This window comes from Mesorhizobium sp. M0140 (assembly GCF_040322475.1).
Taxonomy (GTDB): domain Bacteria; phylum Pseudomonadota; class Alphaproteobacteria; order Rhizobiales; family Rhizobiaceae; genus Mesorhizobium.
Genome location: NZ_JAMYTM010000033.1, coordinates 12,306 through 35,517 on the forward strand (window position 1 = coordinate 12,306; position 23,212 = coordinate 35,517).

A 23,212-nucleotide genomic window follows, 5' to 3' on the forward strand; every position below is an offset into this window, starting at 1 on the left:
CGGCGTAGCAAGAGTGCTGGACTTCAGCCCTTGCGGTTCTTCTTGGCGCCTTGCGCCATGATGGAGACGTCGTCCCACTTCTCCCAGCTGGCGATGCGGTTGGCGTATTCCTGTTTGATCATCGGCAGGCCGCCGTCGCCGAAGAACACCCTGAGCGGCGGCTCGGCGGCATCGACAATGGCCAGCATGGCCGGCCCGGTGGCCTCTGGATCGCCGGCGACTGAATTGGCGCGGCGCTCCGTCATCTTGGCACGGGCCGGTGCATAGGCCTCGATCGGTTGGGACACCTTGGCCGACGGGCCGGCCCAGTCGGTGGAGAAACCGCCGGGTTCGACCAGCGTCACATGGATGCCGAATTCCGCGACCTCGATGCTCAGCGACTGGCTGAAGGCCTCCAGCGCCCATTTCGAGGCGTGGTAGAGGCCGAGCGAGGCAAAGGCATTGACGCCGCCGATCGACGAGATCTGGATGATGTGGCCGAAATGCTGTGCCCGCATGATCGGCAGTGCGGCCTGAGTGACCCACAGCGCGCCGAAGACATTGGTTTCGATCTGGTCGCGGGCTTCCTGTTCGCTGACCTCCTCGATGGCGCCGAAATGGCCGTAGCCGGCATTGTTGATGACGACGTCGAGCCGGCCAAAACGCTTGTGCGCTTCGGCGACAGCGGCATCGACGGCTTTCTTGTCTGTGACGTCGAGCTTTATCGCGGCAATCCTGTCGCCGTATTTCTGGACGAGATCGGCGAGCGTGCCGGCGTCGCGGGCAGTCGCCGCGACGCTGTCGCCACGCGCGAGTGCCGCCTCGGCCCAGACGCGGCCAAAGCCCTTCGACGATCCGGTGATGAACCAAACCTTGTTTGTCATGATCTTGGAGTCCTTGCCCCTGCGGGCGTGATTTTTGGGTGAAAGCGGAGGCTTCTCCGCTTTCGGGCATATACGGTCGATCCTCTGATTTTCCAGAGCCGACGGGAATGTTTTGAAAAGACGCCTGAATTATCAGGGATAATTCACCTGGGACGACCAGGCCGCGTCATCGTGCTTTTGCCAGTAGCGCGCCATCAGCCGGCTGGTGATCGCGCCGACCTTGCCGTCGGCGATCCGAACTCCGTCGATCTCCGTCACCGGCATGATGCCGCCTGCGGTCGAGGTGATGAAAACCTCGTCTGCCTCGTGCAATGCGGCAACGCTGACATCGGTGGCGGTGGCTGCAAGACCTTCTTCGGCGCACAGATCAAAGACAGTGCGGCGGGTGATGCCGGGCAGCACACCGATGGAAGGCGTCGACAGTTTGCCATCCTTGACGCAGAAGACGTTGAAGCCCGGGCCTTCGGCGACATTGCCGTTGAAGTCCAGAAGCAACGCAGTCTCGGCGCCGCGATCATAGGCATCGTAGAGGCCGCGCACCAGATCGAGCCAGTGGTAGTTCTTGATCGCCGGATCGATCGAGGCCGGCGGAATGCGCACCTTGTCGCTGATGGCGACACGCAGGCCGCGATGCAGCTGCTCGGCATTGGCGACCGAGCCGAACGGCACGGCGAACGCCATGAAGCGGTTGAGTGCCTGGCGCGGGTCGCGGCTGAAAGTCGGGGAGGCGCCGCGCGTGCACAGCATCTCGACATAGGCGGCGCGATGACCCGACAGCGCCACGCAATTGTGCAGGATTTCGGCCACGCCTTTGCGGTCGAAGGGAATGGTCATGCGCAGTTTTTCCAGCCCGCCGAAGAAGCGGTCGAGATGCAAATCGAGGCGGAAGAAGCGGCCATTCCAGACATGCACGGTGTCGTAGGTTGCGTCGGAATGCAGAAAGCCCCAGTCCAGAACCGAGATCTTGGCCTGCGACATCGGCAAATATTGGCCGTCGAGGAAAGCGACGCCCTCGGGGTAGGAGTGCGGGTCGACATGGCGGTCGCCAACTATGGGCAGTTGCTTCTCGTCCTGTGTTGCCATCGTCCGGCTCATCGAGGCCTCCTGTCAAGCAGGCGAGAGGCTAGCGGCGCTGGGCAGAAGGCATAGAGCCACCCGCCCGGCGCTGTTCGGCCTCCATGACGATCTGGCCGATACATTCGATCGCGATTGCCCTATCGTTCCGGGTCTGAACGGGAGGGGAAAATGGGCAGGTTTGGGGCCGTCACAGCGGCAATGATGATGTTCGCCGCCGCGGGCCAAGCCAGCGCCCAGTGCCCACGCGAAGGCGAGGAATTGTGCCAGAGCGGCCAGACCTATCGCTGCGAGAAAACCGGCAGCGAATTGACGTCGATCTTCCAGAACGTGCCTTGCGCGGTGAATGTGCCGACGCTGAGCGGCACCTGGCTCGGCAGCGGCCACCAGAGCCCGGCCGGCGATGCCGGAGCTGATTGGGCGATCGCCATGACGATCAATGATGGGGGTGCGTCCATCGACTATCCGTCGCTCGGCTGCGGCGGATCCCTGTCGCAGACGTCCAGGGACGACATTTCGGCGGAATACCACGAGAGCATCACCTACGGGCAGGACAAGTGCATCGACGGCGGCAACATCACGGTCAGGTTTTTCAAGGGAAATCTGTCCTGGACTTGGGTCGGCCAGGCCGACGGCCAGCCTTATAATGCGGTCGCAGTGCTAAAGCGGAAGTAGCCGTGGTCATTCCTCCTCGTCGTCGGCGTCGAGCAGGCGGGTTGCGCGCCAGCGGGTGAGCACGATGTTGGTCTGCTCGATGACGAAGAAACGCGCCGAGTCGCGGTCATAGCCTTCGCTGAGCAGTTTTTCGTAATCGGTGTGCATGTGGCGGATATGGGCAATGGTCGCCAGCCATACGGCGATGCCCGGCGGCAGGGTCTTCATGTGAACCGCGCCGGCGTCGGTGCGGATCTTCTCCATATCGGCATAGGGCGCCAGCGGCAGAAGTGCGGTCAGCGCCTTGGCGATGGCGCGGCGGCGGCCGGTCGGCGCTGTCATCGCCGGATCCCATTGGGCTCGTCGCGCCCTTCGATGGTCGCCTCTGATATGGCGTCGGTCGAGGCGAAATAGGGTTTTAGGTCGATGACCGGCGTGCCGTCGAGCACGTCGATGGCGTCGAGATCGATGCGGCCGGTTTCGATGTTGACGGCAATCAGCCTGGCGATGTGCAGCCCGATGGGGTTCGGGCGGGCAGGGGAGCGCAGCGCAAATACACCTTTCGCTTCAACGGCATGGCGCGGTCTCTGCACAATCAGAGTCCGCGGCGCATGATGCAGCCAGGATAGGATGATGACGTGGCTGGCGCGCTCCAGCCCCTGCAGGCCCCTTCGGTAGGGCGCGTCGATGGTCAGCACCGCCTTCTGTCCGGTCTCGCGCGCGACGCGCATGTTCTTCGGGCAGGTTTCGCGCGTCGTCCACGGCGAGGCAATGCGGCCGATGAAGACGATGCCGCCATCAGGCGGCATCAGGGCCGGATCGTTTTCCAGCCTCTGCTCCCCTTCGCGCGCCTCAAACATCTCACGCGTTTCAGTCATGGCCCGCGTCTCTTAAAACGCCACACGAGCGGCATTTTCTGGTCCGGAAGCGACATAGCGCTTGCAAGGTTTCGAAAACCGACATAAACATATGTTTATATCTTTTCAAAGAGAATACGCTGATGCATGTCTCGCTCGACACCATGGTTGATACATTGAAGGCGGCGGCCGAATCCAGCCGATTGCGCATACTGGCACTTCTGTCGCGCGGCGACCTCACGGTTTCCGATCTTACCGAAATTCTCGGCCAGTCGCAGCCGCGCGTTTCGCGTCACCTGAAGCTCTTGCTGGAGGCCGGGCTGATCGGCCGCTACCAGGAAGGGTCCTGGGCCTTCTTCCGTCTGTCGGATGCGGATTCAGCGCGTGACTTCGTCATGGGACTGGTTTCCGGCATTCGCGGCGCCGATCCGCAGGTCGAGCGCGATCTTGAGCGTCTGGCCTCGGTCAAGCGCAAGCGGCAGGACCGCGCGGTCGCGTATTTTTCGGTGAATGCGGCAAGCTGGGACCATATCCGCTCGCTGCATGTGCCGGACCGCGCCGTCGAAGCCGCAATGTTGAAGCTGGTGGGCAAGCGGCCGTTCCAGTCGATGCTGGATCTCGGCACCGGCACCGGGCGGCTGCTTGAAATCTTCTCGCCGCTTTATCGGCGCGGTGTCGGCATCGACATGTCGCGCGAGATGCTGACCGTGGCGCGCGCCAATCTCGACAAGGCCGGGGTTTCGAACGCACAGGTTCGGCAGGGCGACATCTTCGCACCGCCGGTCGAGCGCGATGCCTTCGATCTCGTCACCATCCATCAGGTGCTGCACTATCTCGACGATCCCGCCCGCGCCATCCACGAGGCGGCGCGGCTTTTGCGTCCGGCCGGACGCCTGGTCATCGTCGATTTCGCGCCGCATGCGCTGGAATTCCTGCGCGAGGAGCACGCGCATATGCGGCTCGGTTTTTCCGACCGGCAGATCGCCGACTGGTTTTCGGAAGCCGGCCTCGATCTTGAAGACAGTCAGGAATTCGAGCCGCGCGGCGGCAACGAGGCCAGGCTCACCGTAAAACTCTGGCTTGGCCGCGACCGGCGCCTCTTGATCGCCGATCCTTCCAACGACACAAGGCAGGCCAAAGCGAACTCGATAGGGGAAATCGCATGAACCAGTTCCGCTTTTCCCGCCGCCCCGACATTGGCGACAAGGTCAGGGTTTCCTTCGAATTCTTCCCGCCGAAGACGGACGAGATGGAAGCGAGGCTGTGGGAGACGGTAACAAAGTTGGAGCCGCTGAAGCCGAAATTCGTCTCGGTGACCTACGGCGCCGGCGGCTCGACGCGGGAGCGTACCGCGCGCACTGTAAAGCGCATCCTGACGGAAACCGGTATTCCTGCAGCGGCGCATCTGACCTGCGTCGGTGCAACACGCGACGAGGTCGACGCGGTCATCCAGGATTACAGGTCGATCGGCATCAACCGGTTCGTGGCGCTGCGCGGCGACCCGGCCTCCGGCGTCGGCGAACCGTATCGGCCGCATCCCGGTGGCTACGAGAACGGCGCGGAGCTGGTCGCCGGGCTCAAGGCAATCGCGGACTTCGACATCTCCGTCGCGGCTTATCCGGAAAAGCATCCGCAAAGTCCCGATTTCGCCACCGACATCGAGATGCTGAAGCGCAAGGTCGACAATGGCGCGACGCGCGCCATCACCCAGTTCTTCTTCGACAATGATCTCTACGAGCGCTATGTCGAGCGCGTCCGCCGCGCCGGCATCTACATCCCGATCGTGCCGGGAATCCAGCCGGTTCACAGTTTCAGGCAGGTCGCGAACTTTTCCGCCAGGGCGGGCGCGCATGTGCCCGGCTGGCTGGCGGAGCGTTTCGAAGGCCTTGACCGGGACCCGCAGACGCATGCGCTGGTGGCGTCGGCGGTGGCAGCCGAACAGGTGATGGATCTGGTCGAGCGCGGTGTCGGCGATTTCCACTTCTACACCATGAACCGCGCCGATCTGGTCTTTGCCATCTGCCATATGATCGGCATCCGCTCGCACGAGGCGGCGGCGGCCGGATCAGCCGCGGCTTGAGGTCGGGTTCAAACAAAAGGCCGGGAAAAACCCGGCCTTTTGAATTGGTTGGACTATTTGGGTGCTGGTCTTCCCCGCTTTGGCGGTCAGGGAAGGAAGCCCATAATAAGGGCTCCGATAAAGGCGAACGCAGCACAGATCATCAATGCGTTGATAGGCCTCGTAAGTCCCATGACATAGCCTCCTCTTAAAGAGCTATGTCATGGAGTCTAGGTTCATTTGTGCCACAGGCAAGCGGAAAATGTGCTGCATTGCGACGTGATTGTGAAATCCGCGACATGTCTTTTGCCGTTAGGCTTTGAAACTCCTAGGCAAAAACCGGCTTCAGACCTGTGAATAAAATGTGGCCCGCTCGTGTCGCTGCTGTGTCATGGCAGCGCTACCCCCGCGAAAGCCGAATTCGGCTTTCGCGATGCGGGGGCAATTAGGCGGTTAGAGCATTCTTTGCGCGTCCAGTGGACGCGCGGCGCTCTAACGTCGGCCGAACAACCGCCCGTCGATGGTGACGAGGCCGAGCGCGATCAGCACCACGCCGCCGATTTCGAACAGCTCCAGCCGCTCGCCAAGGAACAGGAAGCCGAGCAGCATGGCGCTGGCCGGCACGACAAGCGTGACCAGCGAGGCGTTGGTCGCGCCGGCCGAGGCGACGAGGTTGAAATAGAGGATGTAGGCGAAGGCGGTGGACAGAAGCGCCAGCGCCAGCACCGCCGCCCAGACCGGGGGCGAGGCCGAGAACAGGCCGGATGGACCGTAGGTGAAGAGCACGATCGGGATCATGATGATGGTCGACGCCGTCAACTGTCCGGTGGCGATGACCGGTGAGGGCACGCCCTTGAAGCGGCGGGCGACCATCAGCGCAATACCATAGGACAGCGAAGCACCGATCAGCGCGAACTTGGCCCAGACCGGGCCGCCGAGCCCGGTAAGCAGGCCGGGGCCGATCATGACGGCCGTACCGGCGATGCCGAGCGCAATGCCGGCGAGCTTGTTCCAGGAGAGCTTTTCGTCGGATGTCAGCGCGTTCGCGAGGATCAGCGTCCAGAACGGCGTCGTCGCGTTGAGCACCGAGGCGACGCCGGCGCCAAGCTCCGTCTGGCCGACGAAGATCAGCGAGAAGGGCACGACATTGTTGGTGAGCGCCAGCAGGAAGAACAGGCCTGCATGCGGAAGCGCGAGGCGGAAGGACGGACCGCGCAGACCGAGATAGATCTGCAGCGCAATGGCGGCGATGGCGACGCGAAACAGCACCAGCACCAGCGGGGGGAGTTCCGCCACCGCGATGCGCGCAAAGAAGAACGAGCCGCCCCAGATCGCGCCGAGCAGCAGGAGTTGCCCCCAATCCTTGAGCACCATCGGCCCGCGTGGTGCGGATGTCGCGGCCATTGCCATGTGAGTCGCCCTCCCACTGCCTGAATGCCAGTCACTCAGGCAGAAGCCATATCGGCGCCAGTGACAAGGGCCACCCGAAACCTGATCGCTGGCAAACGTTGCTGGCAAAGACCTAGCGCCGCTGCGTCAGCCGCACGAGACACAGAATTGTTTTCATTAGCCGCTAGCTTGGATTAATTGTGCGCAGGCTAGGTCAAGGATTCGTCGATGCAGCTATTCGAAAATGCCCGCGAGGCGGCACTGGCGCTTCGTCCGGACGATCCGGTCTATTGCTTCCGCCCGCAAGTGCTGATGGCGGATGCCAGGCAGTTCATGGGCATGTTCCCCGGCAAGACCGCCTATGCGGTCAAGACCAATGGCGAGCAGATCGTGCTGAAGACCCTGGTCGAAGCCGGTGTCAAGGCTTTCGACGTCGCTTCGCCGGGCGAGTTCGCCGCCGTGCGCGCGGTCTCTCCGGATGCCGAGATGCTCTACATGCATCCGGTCAAGGCGCAGTCGGACATCAAGCTGGCGCTGGAGAAATACGCCATCCGCGTCATTTCGCTGGATCACGAGGACGAGATCACCAAGCTGACGCGAGTGGTGCGGGCGCTCGACATCGATCCGGGCTCGATCAGCGTGTTCGTGCGGGTGCAGACCAAGGGGCATGCCGCCTACGAATTGTCGAAGAAGTTCGGCGCCGGGCCGGCCTATGCGGTCGAACTGGCCGAGCGGCTCAACCGCACCGGCTACAAGGTTGGTCTGTGTTTCCATGTCGGCAGTCAGATCGAGGATCCCGACACCTATGAGCGGGCGCTGGCTTCCGCCGATTGGGTGCGCAACCGGCTGACCTTCGATATTGCAGGGCTCGACGTCGGCGGCGGTTTCCCCGCCGAATACGGCCACGATCCCAACCGCAAGCAGATCGAGATGCCGTCGCTCGGCCAGATCATGTCGCGGCTTTCGGGCGATCTGAAAGAGTATCAGTTCGACCAGATGCCGCTGGTGGCCGAGCCGGGCAGGGTGATCGTGGCGCGCTGCCTGTCGCTGATCGTGCGGGTGCTGTTGCGCAAGGGCAAGCGGCTTTACATCAATGACGGCATCTGGGCGTCGCTGTCGGATTCATGGACCGGCAAGATCACGCTGCCGGCCCGCTTCATTCCCGATCCTGCGATCCGCTCGCGCAATGGCGAGGAGAAGAACATCGTGCCGTTCAAGGTCTGCGGCGCGACCTGCGATTCCGTCGACATCCTGTCGCGGCCATTCTGGCTGCCGGAAACGGTCGATACCGGCGACTGGATCGAGATCGGCCATATCGGCGCCTATTCGCTGTCGCTGAGGACCCGATTCAACGGGTTTTACCCCGACACCTTCGTCGAGGTGACGACGCCGTTCGACGAGGGCGACGCGCCGCAGGGGTTTGCGAGTCTGGAGACGATGGCGGATTAGGGAATAGGGAATAGGGAATAGGGAATAGGGAATAGGGAATAGGGGTGGCAGGCACGGCTTTCGGAGTAATTTTCTACTGCCTACTGCCTACTGCCTACTGCCTACTGCCTACTGCCCTAAAATTTCCCCAATAGCTCCGGCGTCGGCCAGCCATCCACCGGCAGGCCTAGCCGCATCTGCTCCTTGCGGATCGCCTCGCGGGTGTTGGTACCCAAAATGCCGTCGACAGTGCCGACATCGTAGCCCCTGGCTTCCAGCTTGGTCTGCAACGCCTTCATCTGCTCGTTGTTGAGGCCGGTTTCGGGATTGCGCGGGTCGAGCGGCGGCGCGCCTGCGAGTCGTGCGGCAAGGTTGGCTGCCGTCAGCGCATAGGTGAAGGACTGGTTCCATTCGAGATAGACGTCGAAATTGTCGTAGGTGAGGAAGGCAGGCCCCTTGCGGCCCATCGGCAGCGCCAGGCCTGCTTTCAGGCCGTTGTCGACCAGCGGCGCGCCGCTAGGGTAGGTGACGCCCCATTGCGCCCACTGCGACAGCGGCAGCTTGTTGGTGCGGCCGGTCTGGTCCCACGGCATGTCTTCGGGCGCGCGGACTTCCTGGATCCAGGGCTGGTCGCGTTTCCAGCCGCGCGACAGCACTTTGTTGGCGGTGGTCATGATCACATCGGGCACGCTGCCGCGCAGGTCGATCTTGCCGTCGCCGTCGCCGTCGACGCCGCGTGCCAGATAGTCGGAGGGCAGGATCTGCGTCTGGCCGATCTCGCCGGCCCAGGCGCCCCTGACATCGGCCGGCAGCACGCCGCGATCGATCAGCTCCAGAAGCGGCACCAGCTGCTGCCGGAAGAGCTGCGGCCGGCGGCAATCATGGGAAAGCGTCACCAGGGCGCTCAGCGTGTGGAAGTCGCCCTGCACGGCGCCGAAATCGGTCTCCAGCGCCCAGAAAGCGGCGATGATCGGCGCCTGGACGCCGAACTGCTGGTCGGCGCGGGCGAAGACGTCGGCGTATTTCTTCAGGTTTGCCGCACCTTGCTTCAGGCGATAGGCCGAGATCATGCGGTTGGAAAACTCGACAAAGGTTTGGGTGAAGACGCCCTGGGCGCGGTCGCGTGCCAACACCTTGTCGTCGAAGGTTGCCGCTCCAAGGGCGTCGAGACCCGCTGTACCTACGCCAGCCGCCTTGGCTTCCGCAGCGACGCCCTGCTTCCAGGATTCGAAGTCGCCGCCGCATTCCTGCGCCATCGCCGGCAAGGCCGTGGCGCACAGGGTCAGCGCAGCCGCGAGGACTTTGGAACGCAGTCGCATCAGCTTCCTCTCGAAACGAATAGCGGGCAGTTGTTGTGCTCCCCGGAAGCCCAACGCCCTGAATTACTGGCGGTTGCACTGTTCACCGCTGGCTGTGTCGAAAAGCAGGCGGTAGGCCCGGTGTCAACGGGTGTTCTGCCGCAGCCACTTGTTCCAGGAGGCTTCACTGCCGTTGAAGACGTTGATGTCGGACTTGCCGCTTACGCCCGGAACGATGCCGGTTCCCGTGTATTGCCAGAAGGTGAAGGGGTGGCTGCCGTATTTCTCACGCGGATGGCCGGCGACGGAGCGCAGCCAATAGGGATAGCCGCGAAAGCTCGACAGCTCGTTATCGTCGAAGAAGTCGATCGAGGTGTAGATGATCGGCTTCTTGCCGTAGTGCCGTTCGACGATTTCAAGGAAGGTGGTCATCTCCGCGCGCACCGTGGCAGCGTCGGGACGCAGCCTGCAGGTCGGCGATTGCGGGTTCCATTCCATGTCGAGGACCGGCGGCAGCGCCGAGCGGTCGACGGGGACGTTGCGGATGAACCAGCGCGCCTGCACGGCAGCCGGGGTGCAGAAATAGTAGAAGTGATAGGCGGCTCGCGGAACGCTGGCAGCTTTCGTGCGGGTCCAATGCTCGTTGAAATACTCATCGAAGCGATCGCCGCCCTCGGTCGCCTTGATGAAGGCGAAGGAGATGCCGCTGGCCTTGGCCGCCGGCCAGTCGACCGAGGTCTGGTATTTGGAGACGTCGGTGCCGTGAACGGCATAGTTCCAGGGCGCGCCGCTTTCCCATTCATGCGGTTTGGAATCGGCAAAGCGCGGCGCGCGCACGGCAACCGTCGGGCTGCTCGAAGCGGACGGCGACAGCGGCGAGAGATCGTCCACGGTCGAGCAGGCGCCAAGCAGCGTCAGCATGATGAGGCCCGCAAGACGGCGCATCGCAATTCCCGAGCCGGATTCAGCCGGTCGCTGATGGGTCTATACACTGATGGCCGGTTTTGTGATCGGGCCCCCTCCGAGCGATCGCCCCACAGCATCGCTCAGCATATCCTGTGATCGCCGATCATGGTTGATAATCCGTTGATGGCGCTCGACAAGCATTGTGATTTGCGGAAGCAATGGCGGCAAATCGATGACATAAGGGTCGCGCAGGGCCCGGAGGAAATAAATGCGGATCGTGGTCAAGATCGTCAAATGGCTGCTTGGCCTGATCGTTCTGGCGATCGCCGCCCTTTTTGCCTGGCTTTATATCGCGCCGCCGGAGTTGATCAGGGTCGGCTCGGGCTACTCGGCCAAGATCGTCTGTTCGAACGTCTTCATTGCCGGCCGCGATCCCAATGAGGTGCTTGCCGTCGACGTGCAGGCGCCCGGGCATCCCCTGCTGCGGCTAATGCGGGTTTCGGTGGACAAGAACAGGGGAACGGTGTCGGCGGGCCTGTTCGGCTTCCTCGGCAAGAGCATCGCCGTCGCCCGTGACGGGCTGGGCTGCGCTTCGGTTCCGGACGGCGATGTAGGCAAGGCGCGGCGGACCGCGATCCAAGCGGAGCCGTCGGCGGCCACCATGGGCGACCTGTGGCCGCAAGGCGAGCGCGTCGAGGCATCACAGGATCCGGTGATTGCCAAGCTGCTGGACGATGCGGCGCTGGCCGGCACCGGCATGCGCGCGGTGGTGGTGGTCAAGAATGGCCGCGTCGTCGGCGAGCGCTACGGCGATGGCTTTTCCGCCAAGACGCCGCTGCTCGGCTGGTCGATGACCAAGACGGTGAACGCCGCCATCGTCGGCACGCTGGTCAAGGACGGCAAGATGGCTTTCGACGACAAAAACCTGTTTGCGCCGTGGAAGGCGGACGGCCGCACTGCCATCCGCCTCGCCGACATGATGGCGATGTCGAGCGGGCTGGAGTTCAACGAGGATTATGGCGACGTCGCCGACGTCACGCGCATGCTCTATCTCGAACCTGACATGGCGGGCTTCGCCGAATCCAAGCCGCTGGCTGCAGAGGTCGGCAAACAGTTTTCCTATTCGAGCGGCACGGCGGTGATGCTGTCGCGCCTCTGGCAGGACGCGATCGGCGACAAGGCCAAGGCGCTGACGTGGCCGCGCACGGCGCTGTTCGAGCCGCTCGGCATGCACAGTGCGGTGCTCGAGACCGACGAGCAAGGCACCTTCGTCGGCTCATCCTATCTCTACGCGACTGCCCATGACTGGGCGCGCTTCGGCCAGTTCCTGCTGCAAAGCGGGGTGTGGAACGGCAACCAGATCCTGCCGGCCGGCTTCGTCGACTGGATGCGGGAGCCGGCAGCTGCCTCGAAAGTCTACGGCAAAGGCCAGTTGTGGATCGAGGCCCCTGGCGATGAGGAAAACCCCGGCGCCGGCGTCGCCGCAGGCCTGCCCAAGGACACCTACTGGATGGAAGGTCATGACGGGCAGACGGTCGCCATCATTCCCTCGGAACAACTGGTGGTCGTGCGGCTGGGGCTAACGCCGGCCAAGCTCGGCTACCGGCCGCAGACGATGGTGGCGGCGTTAATCAAGGCGTTACATTAGACTAGCGCGCCGTAACTCTTGTCTATGCAGCTGTCGCCAAAGGCTTGGCGCGATCAACCCGCGCCCGCTCGTCGGGCGAGTTCATGACCTGCCAAAGATCGCTGCGGCGCTGTACGTTCAACCAGAAATCCGGGCTGTTGCCGAACACCCGTGCCAGAATGAGCGCGGTCGCCGCCGTCACGTTGCGGCGGTCGTTGCACAATTCGTTCACATGTTTGCGCTGGACCCCCATCGCCTCGGCCAAAGCTGCCTGCGTAAGGCCAAGCGGTTGCATGAATTCTTCCGTGAGAATTTCGCCAACCGTTGCTGGCTTGCGTGCGGTCATCAACATGTTCTCACCTCACTTATAGCTGTGGTCGTCGAGATAGATGTCCGACGCCTCACCGCGGCCGCCGTCCCAGCGGAAGATCAGCCGCCATTGCTTGTTGACGCGTATTGAATGGAAGCCTTCGAGAATGCCACGCAGCTTCTCGAAATGATTGCTGGGCGGCACACGCAAATCCTGATCGATCATCGCGTCGTCAATCATCTGGAGCTTGCGGAACAAACGGCTTTCGAGATCGGACGGAATGTTGCGAGAATGGGTGTCTTCCACGAAGAAGGCCCGCAGCCATTCATCCCTGAAGCCGATGATCACCACATGCTTCCATGCATGTGAGATAGTGTACCGCTCTCGGGGTCATAAGGCAACGTTGATCCAACGGATCGTGGCTGCTTCGCCTTTATGTGCCTTTCCCACGGCAATATTCAGGAAGTGATCTTGATAACCGCCAGCCAGGCATAGCCGCGATAAAGCGTGCGGAAACGGAAGCTTGCGCTGGTTCGCCGCGATTCCGATTCCAGCACTTCGCGCAACGATTCACGCGGCGCGACGTGGAATTTTTTCAGCCAGCCGCGCAGCAAGGTCCGGAGCCAGCCGGGCAGGCCTTCCTGCTGGCCGAAATCGACGATGTGCAGCGAACCGTTCGGTAACAGCGCGGCCAGCGCTGCCGACACAGTTTTTTCCCAGCCGGGGATCATCGACAGCGAATAGGACACGAAGACGCGATCGAAGCCGTTGCGCCCGAACAGCGCCTTGGCATCGAATCCCGTGGCGTCGCCCTGGGCGAGCGTGACACGATCGACCAGGCCCTCGCGGGCAATCGCGGCGCTGGCCGTCTCCAGCATTTCGGCTGAAATGTCGAGGCCGAAGAAGCCGGCGTCGGGGTAGCGACGCGCGGCCAGGATGATGTTGCGGCCGGTGCCGCAGCCGAGCTCCAGCACGGTGCCACCGACAGGCACGTCGAGCCCCGAGATCATTAGGTCGCGGCCGAGCAGGTAGTATTTGCGGGTCAGGTCGTAGATATGGCGCTGCCAGCGGTAGACGCGGTCCATCAGTTCGGCATGGTTGGCCTTGAATTCGGGGCTGGCCGGCAACTCGCTGGTGCTCATGCCGCACGCTTCACGTAGAGGTGGAAGCCGCCATAGATGGCCGAGCGGTCTCGGGCCAAAAATTCGCGCGAAGCCTGGTCCTGATAGTCCCACTGGTCGAGCAGCGAGCTGGAGACTCGGCCCGGCAACAGGCTGGGTTCGGCGGCGGTGCGGAAGATGACGCGGGCGTCGGCCGATGCGGTGCGGGTGATTTCCGCCCACAGCGCGTTGAGCTGATCGTCGGTCATCCAGTCCTGCGCATCGAGCAAGACGAAACGGTCGACCGCGCCGGCGTCCTTGCCGGTGAGAAATTCGATCAGATTGGCGTGGTGGATGGCGACGCGGTCGACATTGCCGCGGATGGTCTGGTAATTCTGTTTTTCGAGATAGGCGGGCAGGGCGGCCTCGCCGGGGTTCGGATAGCGCCGAGCGAAGGCCTGCCAGGCGAAGTAGTTGTTCTCCAGCGGAAAATCGCAAGCGAGCTTTTCCAGCCGGGCTTTCAGCACGCTGGCCATGGTGCCGTCGCCAGAAGTGATCAGCGAATCGTACTGCGCCGGTGGAATGCCGAGGCCGAACAGCGAAGCCTTGCGCGACGTCGCCCATTTCAAAAGCTTCTTGTCGAAGACCGGCGCCAGTTCCTCGTTGAAGAAGCGGCGCTGCTCGCCGATGTTGCGGGCCTGCATGATGCCGGCGGGGTCGACGCCGAAGAATTTTGCCGTGCGGTGGCCCATGGCGATGAACAGGCCGAGCAGGCCGGTCTGGTAGAAATTGCGGTCGAACACAGGGATGCGACGGCGGCCACGCCAGTTGCGGCGCTCCCAGTAGTGACGGCTTACCGGATCGAGATGCGGTGCGATGAAGCGGTCGTAGGCCGCCGAATTGTGGCTGGTGTCGGCGGCACCGAAGAAGCGGAACAGGTCGCCCTGTGAAGGCAAATGGCGCACCGCCTCCAGCTTCATGCGGTTCAGCGCGATGTGCGCGGCGTTGAGATCGACGGCGTCGACCCGGGCCGGCGAGCGGGTGAGGTAGGCCAGGATGTTGCAGCCGCCGGAGGCGATGGTGACGACGCGGTGGCCCTGGCCAAGCTGCATCGCCTCCATGTCGACATCGGGGTCCTCCCAGATCTGCGGATAGACGAGGCCGGAAAACAGGAAGGCGAACAGCCGCTCCGAAATGCCTGCCTTCGACAGCGGGCGGTTCTGGTAGACGGCCTTTCCAACTTCCTTGCCGCGGCGAAAAACCAGATCAGCGGAAACGTCCGTCATGGCAAGATGATTCCCCATTTGCTTTGCCGCAAGCGGGTAGCTCAGGGTCATGACAGGCCGGTGACAGCCTGTTGACGCCTCCTTACAGCTGTAGCGCGCAAAATCGTTTGGCACCTCCGCGCAACTTCATTTGGCACTAACTGTGCCGCGCGGCAGCACCCAGCTTCGAAATGGTTCCGGAACTTTTACACGCGGCCTGCTCAAGTTAAGAAAAGCGCACTCTCATCACTCTTCAAAGGGTTTTGACCGTCTAGGACCTTCCAACTCACCCCTGGAATACGCAGCCTTCACCCACTCATCAAAGGCAAGAATTTCAGTGGCACGAATGACTTGGCCTAGGTGCATCATGGACGCCATGCTGAATGTCGAGCCCTTCGAGAGTTGGATTTCCCCAGTGGTTGTCATGGTGGGTCCCGCATAGAGCACACCGACGAAGAACGATTTCAAACGACCCAGCTGGAAATCGTCCGACCCACGGTCATATCCACCAATCGGATCGTATACAAAAACAGGCGAACCAGACGATCCCGGGAAACAAGCAAGGTCTACTAGGAACTCGTTCTTCCCTTTGTATCGCGTGGTGATATCGGTCGCGGTGGACCCGCTTCTGATTATAGGCATATTGTTTGCCTCATCAAACAGGCCGTTTGGGCAACCAACCATTACTATTTTTTCGACAGCCTCCAGTTTCGCCCATGCATCGTCGGACGGAATGGCGCTAGCGTCGAGTGCGATATAGAAAAGCGGCGTCCCGGCGGCCTGCATGGCCACTAAGGCCTGACCCATAGGAAATGCGCACAGATCGACGTCGGGGTTCGGGTGACTGAGAATGGCCTCAGGGACAAGTTTGATATGAACAGGAACGAAACCAACATCGGGGTTGGGCTGCTGGGAGCCGTCATGTCTGTGGCAGCTGATACTGATTTGATCAGCGCCTTCAAGAACGTGCTTGTTCGTTACGAACAGTTGGACGTCCCTCGAATTGTCGGCTTTCAGATGGATGACATAAAAAAAGCCGGTGCCATTTTGTAGCGGCACTCCCTTTCCGTAGGTGGTGATTTTCGTCGCGCAATAGAACATTTGTTCCGCTCGCTTAAGAGCCATGGATAAATCCCTCTTGTTTGAATGCTCGATCCACCCGACAGGGTGAACCGGCCCTGCAGTTGCTCGCTGGCTGGCAACACGAAGACGTTATTCGTTCCCTACCAAGGTAGGAGCAACACCCGTCGGCCCTGTCAGATTTCGAGCCAAGCGCTCTAGGGTTAGAGCACCCGCATTGCGAGGATACGCTCCGGCAAGCATTCCGTAAAAAACATTGGTGCCAAGTGAAGTTGCGCGGCCGGTTTCTGGCGTTCTGGCTTTTCGGCCCCGCCAGTTCGCCAAAGAGCCCTTGTTTTCCGGGCTTCTAGCGGCTGTTCCCGCCAATTCTCACCTTTTCCCAGCATTAGGCCGGAGATGCCATCCGATCTTGCGCGTTACAACAGCTTGCCAAATCCGCCCGGCGTCGGCGTCGTCAGGATGACGGCGTCGCCCGCCTGAAGCACGGTCTGATCGCAGGCTTTCAGCATGTCGATCGTGCCATCCTTGCGGCGGACCTTGGTCGAGCCGACCTCGCCATCGCCGCCACCATCCAGCCCTTGCGGCGGGCGGTTGCGGTGCGAGGACAGGATCGCGCATTCCATCTTTTCGAGGAAGCGGATGGTGCGTTTGGTGCCGTCGCCGGCGCTCCATTTGCCCTTGCCGCCGGAGTTTTCCCGAATGTGGAAATCCTCGAGCAGCACGGGAAAGCGCAATTCCAGCACTTCCGGGTCGGTGAGGCGCGAGTTGGTCATGTGGGTATGGACGCCGGAGGTGCCGGCAAAGCCGCGGCCCGAGTTCATCTGGCCGGCGGGCGAGCCGGAACAGATCGTCTCGTAGTATTGGTAGGTCTTGTTGCCGAAGGTCAGGTTGTTCATCGTGCCTTGCGCGTTGGCCATGGCGCCCATGGCGCCGAACAGCGCATTGGTGACATGCTGCGAGGTCTCCACATTGCCGGCGACGACGGCGGCGGGGTAGGCGGGTTTCAGCATGCAGCCGTCGGGAATGATGATGTTGATTGGCCGCAGACAGCCGGCATTCATCGGGATCATGTCCTCGACCATGACGCGGAAAGCATAGAGCACGGCCGCTCGGGCGACGGGTTCGGGCGCGTTGAAATTGTTCTTCATGACCGGCGACGTGCCGGTGAAGTCAACGGTCGCCTCGCGCTTTTGCCGGTCGACAGTGATCTTCACCTTGATGATTTGGCTGGTGTCGGTCGGGTATTCGTACTGCGAACTGTCGGGCAGCCGCTCCAGCACGCGGCGCACGCTTTCAGCCGCATTGTCCTGGACATGGCCCATATAGGCCTCGACGACATCGAGGCCGAAATGCGCGACCATCTTGCGCAGTTCCGCGACGCCCTTCTCGTTGGCGGCGATCTGCGCTTTGAGATCGGCGATGTTCTGGTGCGGATTGCGGGCCGGGTAGCGGTGGTCGGTGAGCAGCGTTTCCAGCTCCTTCTCGCGGAATTTTCCACGATCGACGATGCGGAAATTGTCGAACAGCACGCCTTCCTCGTCGACCGTGGTGGCGAGCGGCGTCATCGAGCCGGGTGCCGTGCCGCCGATATCGGCATGATGGCCGCGCGAGGCGGCCCAGAACAGGATTTCGCGTTGGGCGTCGTCGAACACCGGCGTCACCACGGTGATGTCGGGCAGATGCGTGCCGCCATTGTAGGGCGCGTTGAGGGCAAAGACGTCGCCGGGGTGGATGTCGCCGGAATTCAGCCGGATGATGGTTTCGACCGAGCGGTCCATCGAGCCCAGATGCACCGGCATATGCGGCGCATTGGCGACCAGCGCGCCAGTGCGATCGAAGACGGCACAGGAGAAATCCAGCCGTTCCTTGATGTTGACCGAATAGGCGGTGTTCTGCAGCGTCACGCCCATCTGCTCGGCGATCGACATGAAGAGGTTGTTGAAGACCTCCAGCATGACCGGATCGGCCTCGGTGCCGAGCGCTGCCTGCCGGCGCTTTTTCTCGACACGGCGCAGGAGCACATGGTTCCTGGCGGTGATTTCGGCCTGCCAGCCCGGCTCGATGACGATTGTCTGGTTCGGCTCGATAATCAAGGCAGGTCCCGCAACCCTGTTTCCCGGCTTCAGCGCCTCGCGGCGGAAGATGGGTGAAGTGCGCCACTCTCCTTCGGTGAAGATTTCGCGGGTTTGCGAAGGGCTTACGGCAAGGTCTTCGGTTCGCGATTCAGTTTCGTCGCGCCCGGTGCCGCCGGTGTCCGCGCCTTCGACGCCGACGGTCTCGACGATCATCGGCTTGTCGTCATAAACGAAACCGAACTGCGCCTTGTGGGCGATTTCAAAATCGCGCCTGGCCTGGAAAATCGAATCCGCCTCGAAATTCACCGGCAGTGTCGTGTCGGTGCCGTCATAGCGAATGTGCAGCACCGGCTTCGTGGCGACCGTATCCTCGCCGATGCCTTGCGCCGCGAGTTCGGCGATGACGGCTTCTCTCAAGATGGCAATGAGGCTGCCGATCTCTGTTCTGGACTCTTCGGCAAGCGGCTTTAGCAGCGCCTGCTGGCGCGAGGCAAAGACCGAGGACAGGCCGATGCCATAGGCCGACAGCAGGCCAGAGAAGGGATGGATCAGCACCGCCTCCATGCCGAGCGCGTCGGCGACCAGGCAAGCGTGCTGGCCGCCGGCGCCACCGAAGCAGTTCAGGAGATACTCGGTGACGTCGTAGCCGCGCTGCACGGAGATCTTCTTGATGGCATTGGCCATGTTCTCCACGGCAATGGTGACGAACCCTTCGGCGACAGTCTCGGGCGACCGGCCATCGCCGATTTCGGCGGCGAGTGTTGCAAATTTTGCTCGCACCGTCTCGACGTCGAGCGGTTCGTCCTGGCCGGGTCCGAATATTGCCGGAAAGAAATCGGGCTGCAGCTTGCCCAGCATGACGTTGGCGTCGGTGACGGCGAGCGGGCCGCCGCGCCGGTAGGCTGCCGGGCCGGGATTGGCGCCGGCCGAGTCAGGTCCGGCGCGAAAACGGCCGGCCTCATAGTGCAGAATCGAGCCGCCGCCGGCGGCGACGGTATGGATGCGCATCATCGGCGCGCGGATGCGCACGCCGGCGACCTCGGTGTCGAAGGCGCGCTCATATTCGCCGTCATAATGGGCGACGTCGGTGGAGGTGCCGCCCATGTCGAAGCCGATGACCTTGTCGAAGCCGGCGAGCCTGGCCGTCTCGACCATGCCGACGACGCCACCGGCGGGCCCCGACAGCAGTGCGTCCTTGCCCTGGAACATGTCGGCGGCAGTGAGACCGCCCGACGACATCATGAACATGAGGCGAGGCGATTGGCCGATCTCCCCCCTTGTGGGGGAGATGCCCGGCACGGCAAAGGGGGGCGTGACAGAATAAGGCGTTGGCGGGACAGCGCCCCCCTCTGTCGGCTTCGCCGACTGCCCTTCGCTATGGCTCCGGGCGTTCGTCGCTGAAAAAGCCAAATCGTTGGTTTTTTCTCGGCCTTCGGCCGATCGCTCCTCACCTCCCACAAGGGGGGAGATTGGCGCCACGCCCAGCTCGCCCGCCACCCTTTGCACATAGCGCGACAGGATCGGCGACAGATAGGCGTCGACCACGGTGGTGTCGCCTCGGCCGACCAGCTTGATCAGCGGCGAGACCTCATGGCTGACCGAAACCTGGCTGAAACCAAGCTTTCGGCAGACCTTTGCCACGGCCTTCTCGTGGTCGGGGTATTTCCACGCATGCATGAAGACGATGGCGACGGCGTCGATGCCGTCGGCCCTGGCCTGTTCGATCGCCGGCCGGCAGGCGGCGATGTCGAGCAATTGTTCGACGCGGCCATCGGCGCGCACACGCTCGTTGATTTCGATGACGCGCTCGTAGAGCTGTTCGGGAAGGACGATCTCCTTGGCGAAGATGTCGGGGCGCGCCTGGTAGGCGATCTTCAGCGCATCGCGAAAGCCCTTGGTGATGAGCAAAAGCACGCGGTCGCCCTTGCGCTCCAGCAGCGCATTGGTGGCGACCGTGGTGCCCATCTTGATGTCGCCGATCAGGCCGCTTGGGATCGTGTCTCCGGACGACAAGCCAAGGAGGTCGCGAATGCCCTGGATGGCGGCGTCGTTATAGGCTTCGGGATTTTCGGAGAGAAGCTTGCGCGGGTGCAGCCGGCCTTCCGGATCTCGGCCGATGATATCGGTGAATGTGCCGCCGCGGTCGATCCAGAAATCCCATTTTTCGGTCATGACAGCCCCTGTCGCTCTTCTGTTCGATCGGTGGTTCGGCACATTCTGTTAGTTGGCCACGGCCCGAGCGGCAATCGCAAATGAACCAGACGATGTTACATGCGGAAACGCAACGTTACGAAACTCATGGTCGTCTGACGCATTTGTCCTTCGACCGCTCACGGCAACGTGAGCGTGTGTTGAAGGAGAGACAAAATGAAAAAGCTCATTCTCGCGTCCGTTTCCGCTCTGGCCTTGCTTGGCGTCGCCGCCTGCAGTGACAGCGGTACGGACAATACCACCACCCAGAGCACCAATCCGCCGGCCGCCGAGGAACCGATGAAGCCGGCTACCCCGGAAGCCACGCCGCCGGCCGCGACGCCTCCGGCAACGGATAATTCGACCACGAAGAGCATCACACCCGAGAAGCCTGCCGAGCCGGCTCCGGCAACACCAGCTCCTGCGCCCGCGCAGTAGTGAGCAAGCAGTACTTCGTGTGATGAATGAGAAAGGCCGGCTCGCGCCGGCCTTTTTCATATTGTCCGAGCGCCGTGGCGTTCGAGTCCGATCTATTTGTCGCGCAAAGCCTGCGGCACTGTCCCGGCTTGATAGGAGCGGGCGGTGGCTCTAAGAAGCAGGCCATGTCGATTTGGGATCGCCTCGGCGAATTCATCACCCGCGTTTCATCCTCAGCCTCGTCGGGTGTCGCCGACGTGGTCGAGGCCGTGCGCACGGTTTTCGCCGGCGATGCGGATTTGCGCCGGCGTGTCGCCTTTTCGGTGGCGATGATCGCGCTGTCGGCCAAGATGGCCAAGGCCGATGGCATCGTCACCCAGGACGAGGTGCGCGCGTTCCAGGAAATCTTCGAAGTGCCGCCGAAGGAGACGCGCAATGTGGCGCGTCTGTTCGATCTCGCCCAACGCGACGTGGCCGGTTTCGAGACCTATGCCGAGCGGATGGCGCAGATGTGCGGTTCCGGGCATTCCAATTGCGTGATGCTGGAAGACATACTCGACGGTCTGTTCCACATCGCCAAGGCCGACGGGCTGGTGCACGAGCGCGAAGGCCACTTCCTGCACCGCATCGCCGAGATTTTCCGCATCGACGAAGCGCATTACGAGGCCATCATGGCGCGGCACGTCAATCTCGGCGCCGGGGATCCCTATGTCGTGCTTGGCATCGAGCGCGGCAAGCCGTTCGAAGAGGTCAGGAAACGCTATCGCAAGCTGGTTTCCGACAATCATCCGGACCGGCTGATCGCGCGCGGCCTGCCTCAGGAATTCATCAAGATCGCGACCACCAGGGTGGCGGCGATCAACGCCGCCTACGAGATGATCGAGCGGGGCCTGCGCCACGCATGAGCGGCTTTCTGCCCGACGAGCCACGTGCCGAAGTCAGGGTATCGCCGAATTTCGGCCCGCGGCGCGAGACGCCCAGGCCGGACATGATCGTGCTGCACTACACCGGTATGGCGACCGGCGCCGGGGCCGAGGCTTGGCTTTGCGACCCGGCCAGCGAGGTCTCGTCGCATTATCTCGTCCACGAGAATGGCCATATCGTGCAGATGGTCAGGGAAAGCGACCGCGCCTGGCATGCCGGCAAGAGTTCGTGGTTCGGACGAGCCGACATCAATTCCTGTTCGGTCGGCATCGAGATCGTCAATCCGGGGCATTCGCTGGGTTATCCCGGTTTTCCCCGGCGGCAGATCGATGCGGTGATCGGGCTGTGCCGTGGGATCGCCGGTCGGCATTCGATCGCCGCCGAGCGGGTACTCGCGCATTCCGATATTGCGCCGGGGCGCAAGATCGATCCCGGCGAGAGGTTTCCGTGGCGGACGCTGTTCGAAGCCGGTGTCGGTCATCTCGTGGCGGCCGCACCCGTCAGGCGAGGCGCCACTCTGACAACCGGCGACACCGGCGGCGACGTCGAAGCGTTGCAGTCGATGCTGGCGCTCTACGGTTATGGCGTTGAAATATCCGGCGTTTTCGACCGGCAGACCGAGGCGGTGGTCGAGGCCTTCCAGCGTCATTTCCGGCCGCGCAAGGTGGACGGCGTTGCCGACGGCTCGACGCTGCGGACGCTGCAAAGGCTGCTTGCTTCCGTGAGGCGCTGACCCCCGGGAAGCCTCTTCCAAGCAATTCTTTCCAATCCTTAAGTTACAAGCTGTCACTCAAAGTGACTTGCCTGGCCTTGTTTGACACCAATTCGGGCGTCAAACGGCTGACGTGTAGATGTCGGACCCCAAGCCCCCGGGTTGTTCCGACGTTGGTTAGGCGTTGCTGCGCGAACATCTTCGCGCGGTTCAGACAGAACAGGATCACATGCAGAAATTTACCGTTTTAACGGCAGCTCTTGCTGCCGGCGTAATGACTTTTGCCTTCAGTGCCGCAGATGCCGCGCCCCTCAGCCCGCGAGCCGATCAAGGGCCTGTCGTGGCATCCGCGAAAGGCGGCAAGGCCCCACAGGCCAGAAGCGGCAAGGCAGGCCAGGACGCCAAGGCGACGAAGCGGGCTTCCGCGAAAATGGAAAAAGCAAGCTGGTCCAAGCCGAAGAAGTCCGCCAGAAAGCAGACGAAGCGTGGCCGAAAAACCGTCGACATGACGGCAACGGCGTCGATCGGTGTCCGGAACGCGGCAGCCTCGGCGGCCACGGTGGCCAGCAGCGGGCAGTATTCCGCAATCGTTGCCCGCTATGCGGCGATCGAAGGCGTTCCGGTATCGCTCGCCTCGGCGGTTATCCAGATCGAAAGCAACTATCGGCCCAACATCGTCGGCGGCGCCGGCGAGATCGGCCTGATGCAGATCAAGCCGGCCACGGCTCGGATGATGGGCTATAGCGGCTCCGCCAAGGGTCTGTTCGATCCCGACACCAACATCAAATACGGGATGAAATACCTTGCCATGGCGCGGAGCCTCGGCGGCGGCACGACCTGCGGCACGATTTTGAAATACAATGCCGGCCACGCCGCAACGCGGATGAACCCGGTGTCGGCAGCCTATTGCGGCAAGGTGAAGGTGCAGATGGCTGCGCTGGGATCGCCCGCATAAGTCTGCTTTTTCGTTTGCGTTTTCGGGCG

At 62.4% G+C, this 23,212-nt stretch carries 22 protein-coding genes; 9 read left to right on the top strand and 13 right to left on the bottom strand.

The window, feature by feature from the left end; all coding sequences use genetic code 11:
- Positions 1 to 23 precede the first annotated feature (23 nt).
- The gene (locus NKJ37_RS26115; protein ID WP_128303469.1) at positions 24 to 863 is read right to left on the bottom strand and encodes an SDR family oxidoreductase; all 840 of its coding nucleotides are present in this window, start codon (positions 861 to 863) and stop codon (positions 24 to 26) included.
- A 132-nt stretch (positions 864 to 995) separates the two neighbouring features.
- Positions 996 to 1,958, bottom strand: a complete 963-nt coding sequence (locus NKJ37_RS26120; protein WP_352674502.1) for a D-amino acid aminotransferase — start codon at positions 1,956 to 1,958, stop codon at positions 996 to 998.
- A 150-nt stretch (positions 1,959 to 2,108) separates the two neighbouring features.
- Here NKJ37_RS26120 and NKJ37_RS26125 point away from each other — a divergent pair, with 150 nt between their 5' ends.
- Positions 2,109 to 2,612, top strand: a complete 504-nt coding sequence (locus tag NKJ37_RS26125) for a hypothetical protein (RefSeq protein WP_352442216.1) — start codon at positions 2,109 to 2,111, stop codon at positions 2,610 to 2,612.
- A 6-nt stretch (positions 2,613 to 2,618) separates the two neighbouring features.
- Here the strand turns inward: NKJ37_RS26125 and NKJ37_RS26130 are convergent, their stop codons facing one another.
- Complete coding sequence (locus NKJ37_RS26130) at positions 2,619 to 2,933, bottom strand: DUF2293 domain-containing protein (protein WP_127260329.1); 315 nt, start codon at positions 2,931 to 2,933, stop codon at positions 2,619 to 2,621.
- Positions 2,930 to 3,469 (bottom strand): tRNA (N6-threonylcarbamoyladenosine(37)-N6)-methyltransferase TrmO, encoded by a 540-nt coding sequence (gene tsaA, locus NKJ37_RS26135; RefSeq protein WP_352442217.1) that lies wholly within the window; start codon positions 3,467 to 3,469, stop codon positions 2,930 to 2,932. Before tsaA ends, NKJ37_RS26130 begins: the two co-directional genes overlap by 4 nt.
- A gap of 122 nt (positions 3,470 to 3,591) precedes the next feature.
- Between tsaA and NKJ37_RS26140 the strand changes: the two genes are divergently transcribed.
- Both NKJ37_RS26140 and metF read left to right on the top strand, forming a co-directional pair.
- Positions 3,592 to 4,614 (top strand): ArsR/SmtB family transcription factor, encoded by a 1,023-nt coding sequence (locus NKJ37_RS26140; RefSeq protein WP_128303474.1) that lies wholly within the window; start codon positions 3,592 to 3,594, stop codon positions 4,612 to 4,614.
- Positions 4,611 to 5,528 (top strand): methylenetetrahydrofolate reductase [NAD(P)H], encoded by a 918-nt coding sequence (metF, locus tag NKJ37_RS26145; protein ID WP_352442219.1) that lies wholly within the window; start codon positions 4,611 to 4,613, stop codon positions 5,526 to 5,528. The genes NKJ37_RS26140 and metF overlap by 4 nt, the downstream gene beginning before the upstream one ends.
- A gap of 471 nt (positions 5,529 to 5,999) precedes the next feature.
- Here metF and NKJ37_RS26150 read toward each other — a convergent pair whose 3' ends face one another.
- A complete protein-coding gene (locus NKJ37_RS26150) occupies positions 6,000 to 6,917 on the bottom strand; it encodes a DMT family transporter (RefSeq protein ID WP_352551765.1) in 918 nt (305 codons plus the stop codon).
- A 207-nt stretch (positions 6,918 to 7,124) separates the two neighbouring features.
- Here NKJ37_RS26150 and NKJ37_RS26155 point away from each other — a divergent pair, with 207 nt between their 5' ends.
- The gene (locus NKJ37_RS26155) at positions 7,125 to 8,345 is read left to right on the top strand and encodes an alanine racemase (RefSeq protein ID WP_352775601.1); all 1,221 of its coding nucleotides are present in this window, start codon (positions 7,125 to 7,127) and stop codon (positions 8,343 to 8,345) included.
- 116 nt (positions 8,346 to 8,461) lie between these two features.
- Here NKJ37_RS26155 and NKJ37_RS26160 read toward each other — a convergent pair whose 3' ends face one another.
- Positions 8,462 to 9,643, bottom strand: coding sequence for a lytic murein transglycosylase (locus NKJ37_RS26160; protein WP_128303477.1), 1,182 nt, complete (start codon positions 9,641 to 9,643; stop codon positions 8,462 to 8,464).
- Between the two features lie 123 nt (positions 9,644 to 9,766).
- Positions 9,767 to 10,567, bottom strand: a complete 801-nt coding sequence (locus tag NKJ37_RS26165; protein WP_352442222.1) for a glycoside hydrolase family 25 protein — start codon at positions 10,565 to 10,567, stop codon at positions 9,767 to 9,769.
- A gap of 229 nt (positions 10,568 to 10,796) precedes the next feature.
- Between NKJ37_RS26165 and NKJ37_RS26170 the strand changes: the two genes are divergently transcribed.
- Positions 10,797 to 12,176 carry a serine hydrolase domain-containing protein gene (locus NKJ37_RS26170; RefSeq protein ID WP_352442223.1) on the top strand — a complete coding sequence of 460 codons (1,380 nt, stop codon included), beginning with the start codon at positions 10,797 to 10,799 and terminating at the stop codon, positions 12,174 to 12,176.
- 22 nt (positions 12,177 to 12,198) lie between these two features.
- Here the strand turns inward: NKJ37_RS26170 and NKJ37_RS26175 are convergent, their stop codons facing one another.
- From NKJ37_RS26175 to NKJ37_RS26200, 6 genes are all read right to left on the bottom strand, one after another.
- A complete protein-coding gene (locus tag NKJ37_RS26175) occupies positions 12,199 to 12,507 on the bottom strand; it encodes a HigA family addiction module antitoxin (RefSeq protein ID WP_023813159.1) in 309 nt (102 codons plus the stop codon).
- A 9-nt stretch (positions 12,508 to 12,516) separates the two neighbouring features.
- Positions 12,517 to 12,813, bottom strand: coding sequence for a type II toxin-antitoxin system RelE/ParE family toxin (locus NKJ37_RS26180; protein WP_352442224.1), 297 nt, complete (start codon positions 12,811 to 12,813; stop codon positions 12,517 to 12,519).
- A gap of 110 nt (positions 12,814 to 12,923) precedes the next feature.
- A complete protein-coding gene (locus NKJ37_RS26185; protein ID WP_352775605.1) occupies positions 12,924 to 13,607 on the bottom strand; it encodes a class I SAM-dependent methyltransferase in 684 nt (227 codons plus the stop codon).
- Complete coding sequence (locus NKJ37_RS26190; RefSeq protein WP_352775608.1) at positions 13,604 to 14,902, bottom strand: BtaA family protein; 1,299 nt, start codon at positions 14,900 to 14,902, stop codon at positions 13,604 to 13,606. The genes NKJ37_RS26185 and NKJ37_RS26190 overlap by 4 nt, the downstream gene beginning before the upstream one ends.
- 174 nt (positions 14,903 to 15,076) lie before the next feature.
- Positions 15,077 to 15,955 (bottom strand): S1 family peptidase, encoded by an 879-nt coding sequence (locus tag NKJ37_RS26195; protein ID WP_352775611.1) that lies wholly within the window; start codon positions 15,953 to 15,955, stop codon positions 15,077 to 15,079.
- 371 nt (positions 15,956 to 16,326) lie between these two features.
- A complete protein-coding gene (locus NKJ37_RS26200) occupies positions 16,327 to 20,157 on the bottom strand; it encodes a hydantoinase B/oxoprolinase family protein (protein WP_352775613.1) in 3,831 nt (1,276 codons plus the stop codon).
- A 195-nt stretch (positions 20,158 to 20,352) separates the two neighbouring features.
- Here NKJ37_RS26200 and NKJ37_RS26205 point away from each other — a divergent pair, with 195 nt between their 5' ends.
- From NKJ37_RS26205 to NKJ37_RS26220, 4 genes are all read left to right on the top strand, one after another.
- Positions 20,353 to 20,613 carry a hypothetical protein gene (locus tag NKJ37_RS26205; RefSeq protein ID WP_081734943.1) on the top strand — a complete coding sequence of 87 codons (261 nt, stop codon included), beginning with the start codon at positions 20,353 to 20,355 and terminating at the stop codon, positions 20,611 to 20,613.
- 164 nt (positions 20,614 to 20,777) lie between these two features.
- Positions 20,778 to 21,497, top strand: coding sequence for a J domain-containing protein (locus NKJ37_RS26210; protein WP_023813154.1), 720 nt, complete (start codon positions 20,778 to 20,780; stop codon positions 21,495 to 21,497).
- On the top strand, positions 21,494 to 22,249 hold the full coding sequence (locus tag NKJ37_RS26215; RefSeq protein ID WP_128303484.1) for an N-acetylmuramoyl-L-alanine amidase: 756 nt from the start codon (positions 21,494 to 21,496) through the stop codon (positions 22,247 to 22,249). Before NKJ37_RS26210 ends, NKJ37_RS26215 begins: the two co-directional genes overlap by 4 nt.
- Positions 22,250 to 22,457: 208 nt before the next feature.
- Positions 22,458 to 23,183: a lytic transglycosylase domain-containing protein gene (locus NKJ37_RS26220; RefSeq protein WP_023813152.1), complete on the top strand. Its 726-nt coding sequence runs from the start codon at positions 22,458 to 22,460 to the stop codon at positions 23,181 to 23,183.
- The last annotated feature ends 29 nt before the right edge of the window (positions 23,184 to 23,212 follow it).

Bases quoted from the DNA above. Each gene is read 5' to 3' on its own strand.
- NKJ37_RS26215 (WP_128303484.1), top strand. From the start codon at position 21,494: ATGAGCGGCTTTCTGCCCGACGAGCCACGTGCCGAAGTCAGGGTATCG.
- NKJ37_RS26195 (WP_352775611.1), bottom strand. From the start codon at position 15,955: ATGGCTCTTAAGCGAGCGGAACAAATGTTCTATTGCGCGACGAAAATC.
- NKJ37_RS26220 (WP_023813152.1), top strand. From the start codon at position 22,458: ATGCAGAAATTTACCGTTTTAACGGCAGCTCTTGCTGCCGGCGTAATG.
- NKJ37_RS26115 (WP_128303469.1), bottom strand. From the start codon at position 863: ATGACAAACAAGGTTTGGTTCATCACCGGATCGTCGAAGGGCTTTGGC.
- NKJ37_RS26205 (WP_081734943.1), top strand. From the start codon at position 20,353: ATGAAAAAGCTCATTCTCGCGTCCGTTTCCGCTCTGGCCTTGCTTGGC.
- NKJ37_RS26175 (WP_023813159.1), bottom strand. From the start codon at position 12,507: ATGTTGATGACCGCACGCAAGCCAGCAACGGTTGGCGAAATTCTCACG.
- NKJ37_RS26120 (WP_352674502.1), bottom strand. From the start codon at position 1,958: ATGAGCCGGACGATGGCAACACAGGACGAGAAGCAACTGCCCATAGTT.
- NKJ37_RS26160 (WP_128303477.1), bottom strand. From the start codon at position 9,643: ATGCGACTGCGTTCCAAAGTCCTCGCGGCTGCGCTGACCCTGTGCGCC.
- NKJ37_RS26155 (WP_352775601.1), top strand. From the start codon at position 7,125: ATGCAGCTATTCGAAAATGCCCGCGAGGCGGCACTGGCGCTTCGTCCG.
- NKJ37_RS26130 (WP_127260329.1), bottom strand. From the start codon at position 2,933: ATGACAGCGCCGACCGGCCGCCGCCGCGCCATCGCCAAGGCGCTGACC.
- NKJ37_RS26165 (WP_352442222.1), bottom strand. From the start codon at position 10,567: ATGCGCCGTCTTGCGGGCCTCATCATGCTGACGCTGCTTGGCGCCTGC.
- metF (WP_352442219.1), top strand. From the start codon at position 4,611: ATGAACCAGTTCCGCTTTTCCCGCCGCCCCGACATTGGCGACAAGGTC.
- NKJ37_RS26125 (WP_352442216.1), top strand. From the start codon at position 2,109: ATGGGCAGGTTTGGGGCCGTCACAGCGGCAATGATGATGTTCGCCGCC.
- NKJ37_RS26200 (WP_352775613.1), bottom strand. From the start codon at position 20,157: ATGACCGAAAAATGGGATTTCTGGATCGACCGCGGCGGCACATTCACC.
- NKJ37_RS26170 (WP_352442223.1), top strand. From the start codon at position 10,797: ATGCGGATCGTGGTCAAGATCGTCAAATGGCTGCTTGGCCTGATCGTT.
- NKJ37_RS26185 (WP_352775605.1), bottom strand. From the start codon at position 13,607: ATGAGCACCAGCGAGTTGCCGGCCAGCCCCGAATTCAAGGCCAACCAT.
- NKJ37_RS26190 (WP_352775608.1), bottom strand. From the start codon at position 14,902: ATGACCCTGAGCTACCCGCTTGCGGCAAAGCAAATGGGGAATCATCTT.
- NKJ37_RS26150 (WP_352551765.1), bottom strand. From the start codon at position 6,917: ATGGCAATGGCCGCGACATCCGCACCACGCGGGCCGATGGTGCTCAAG.
- tsaA (WP_352442217.1), bottom strand. From the start codon at position 3,469: ATGACTGAAACGCGTGAGATGTTTGAGGCGCGCGAAGGGGAGCAGAGG.
- NKJ37_RS26140 (WP_128303474.1), top strand. From the start codon at position 3,592: ATGCATGTCTCGCTCGACACCATGGTTGATACATTGAAGGCGGCGGCC.
- NKJ37_RS26210 (WP_023813154.1), top strand. From the start codon at position 20,778: ATGTCGATTTGGGATCGCCTCGGCGAATTCATCACCCGCGTTTCATCC.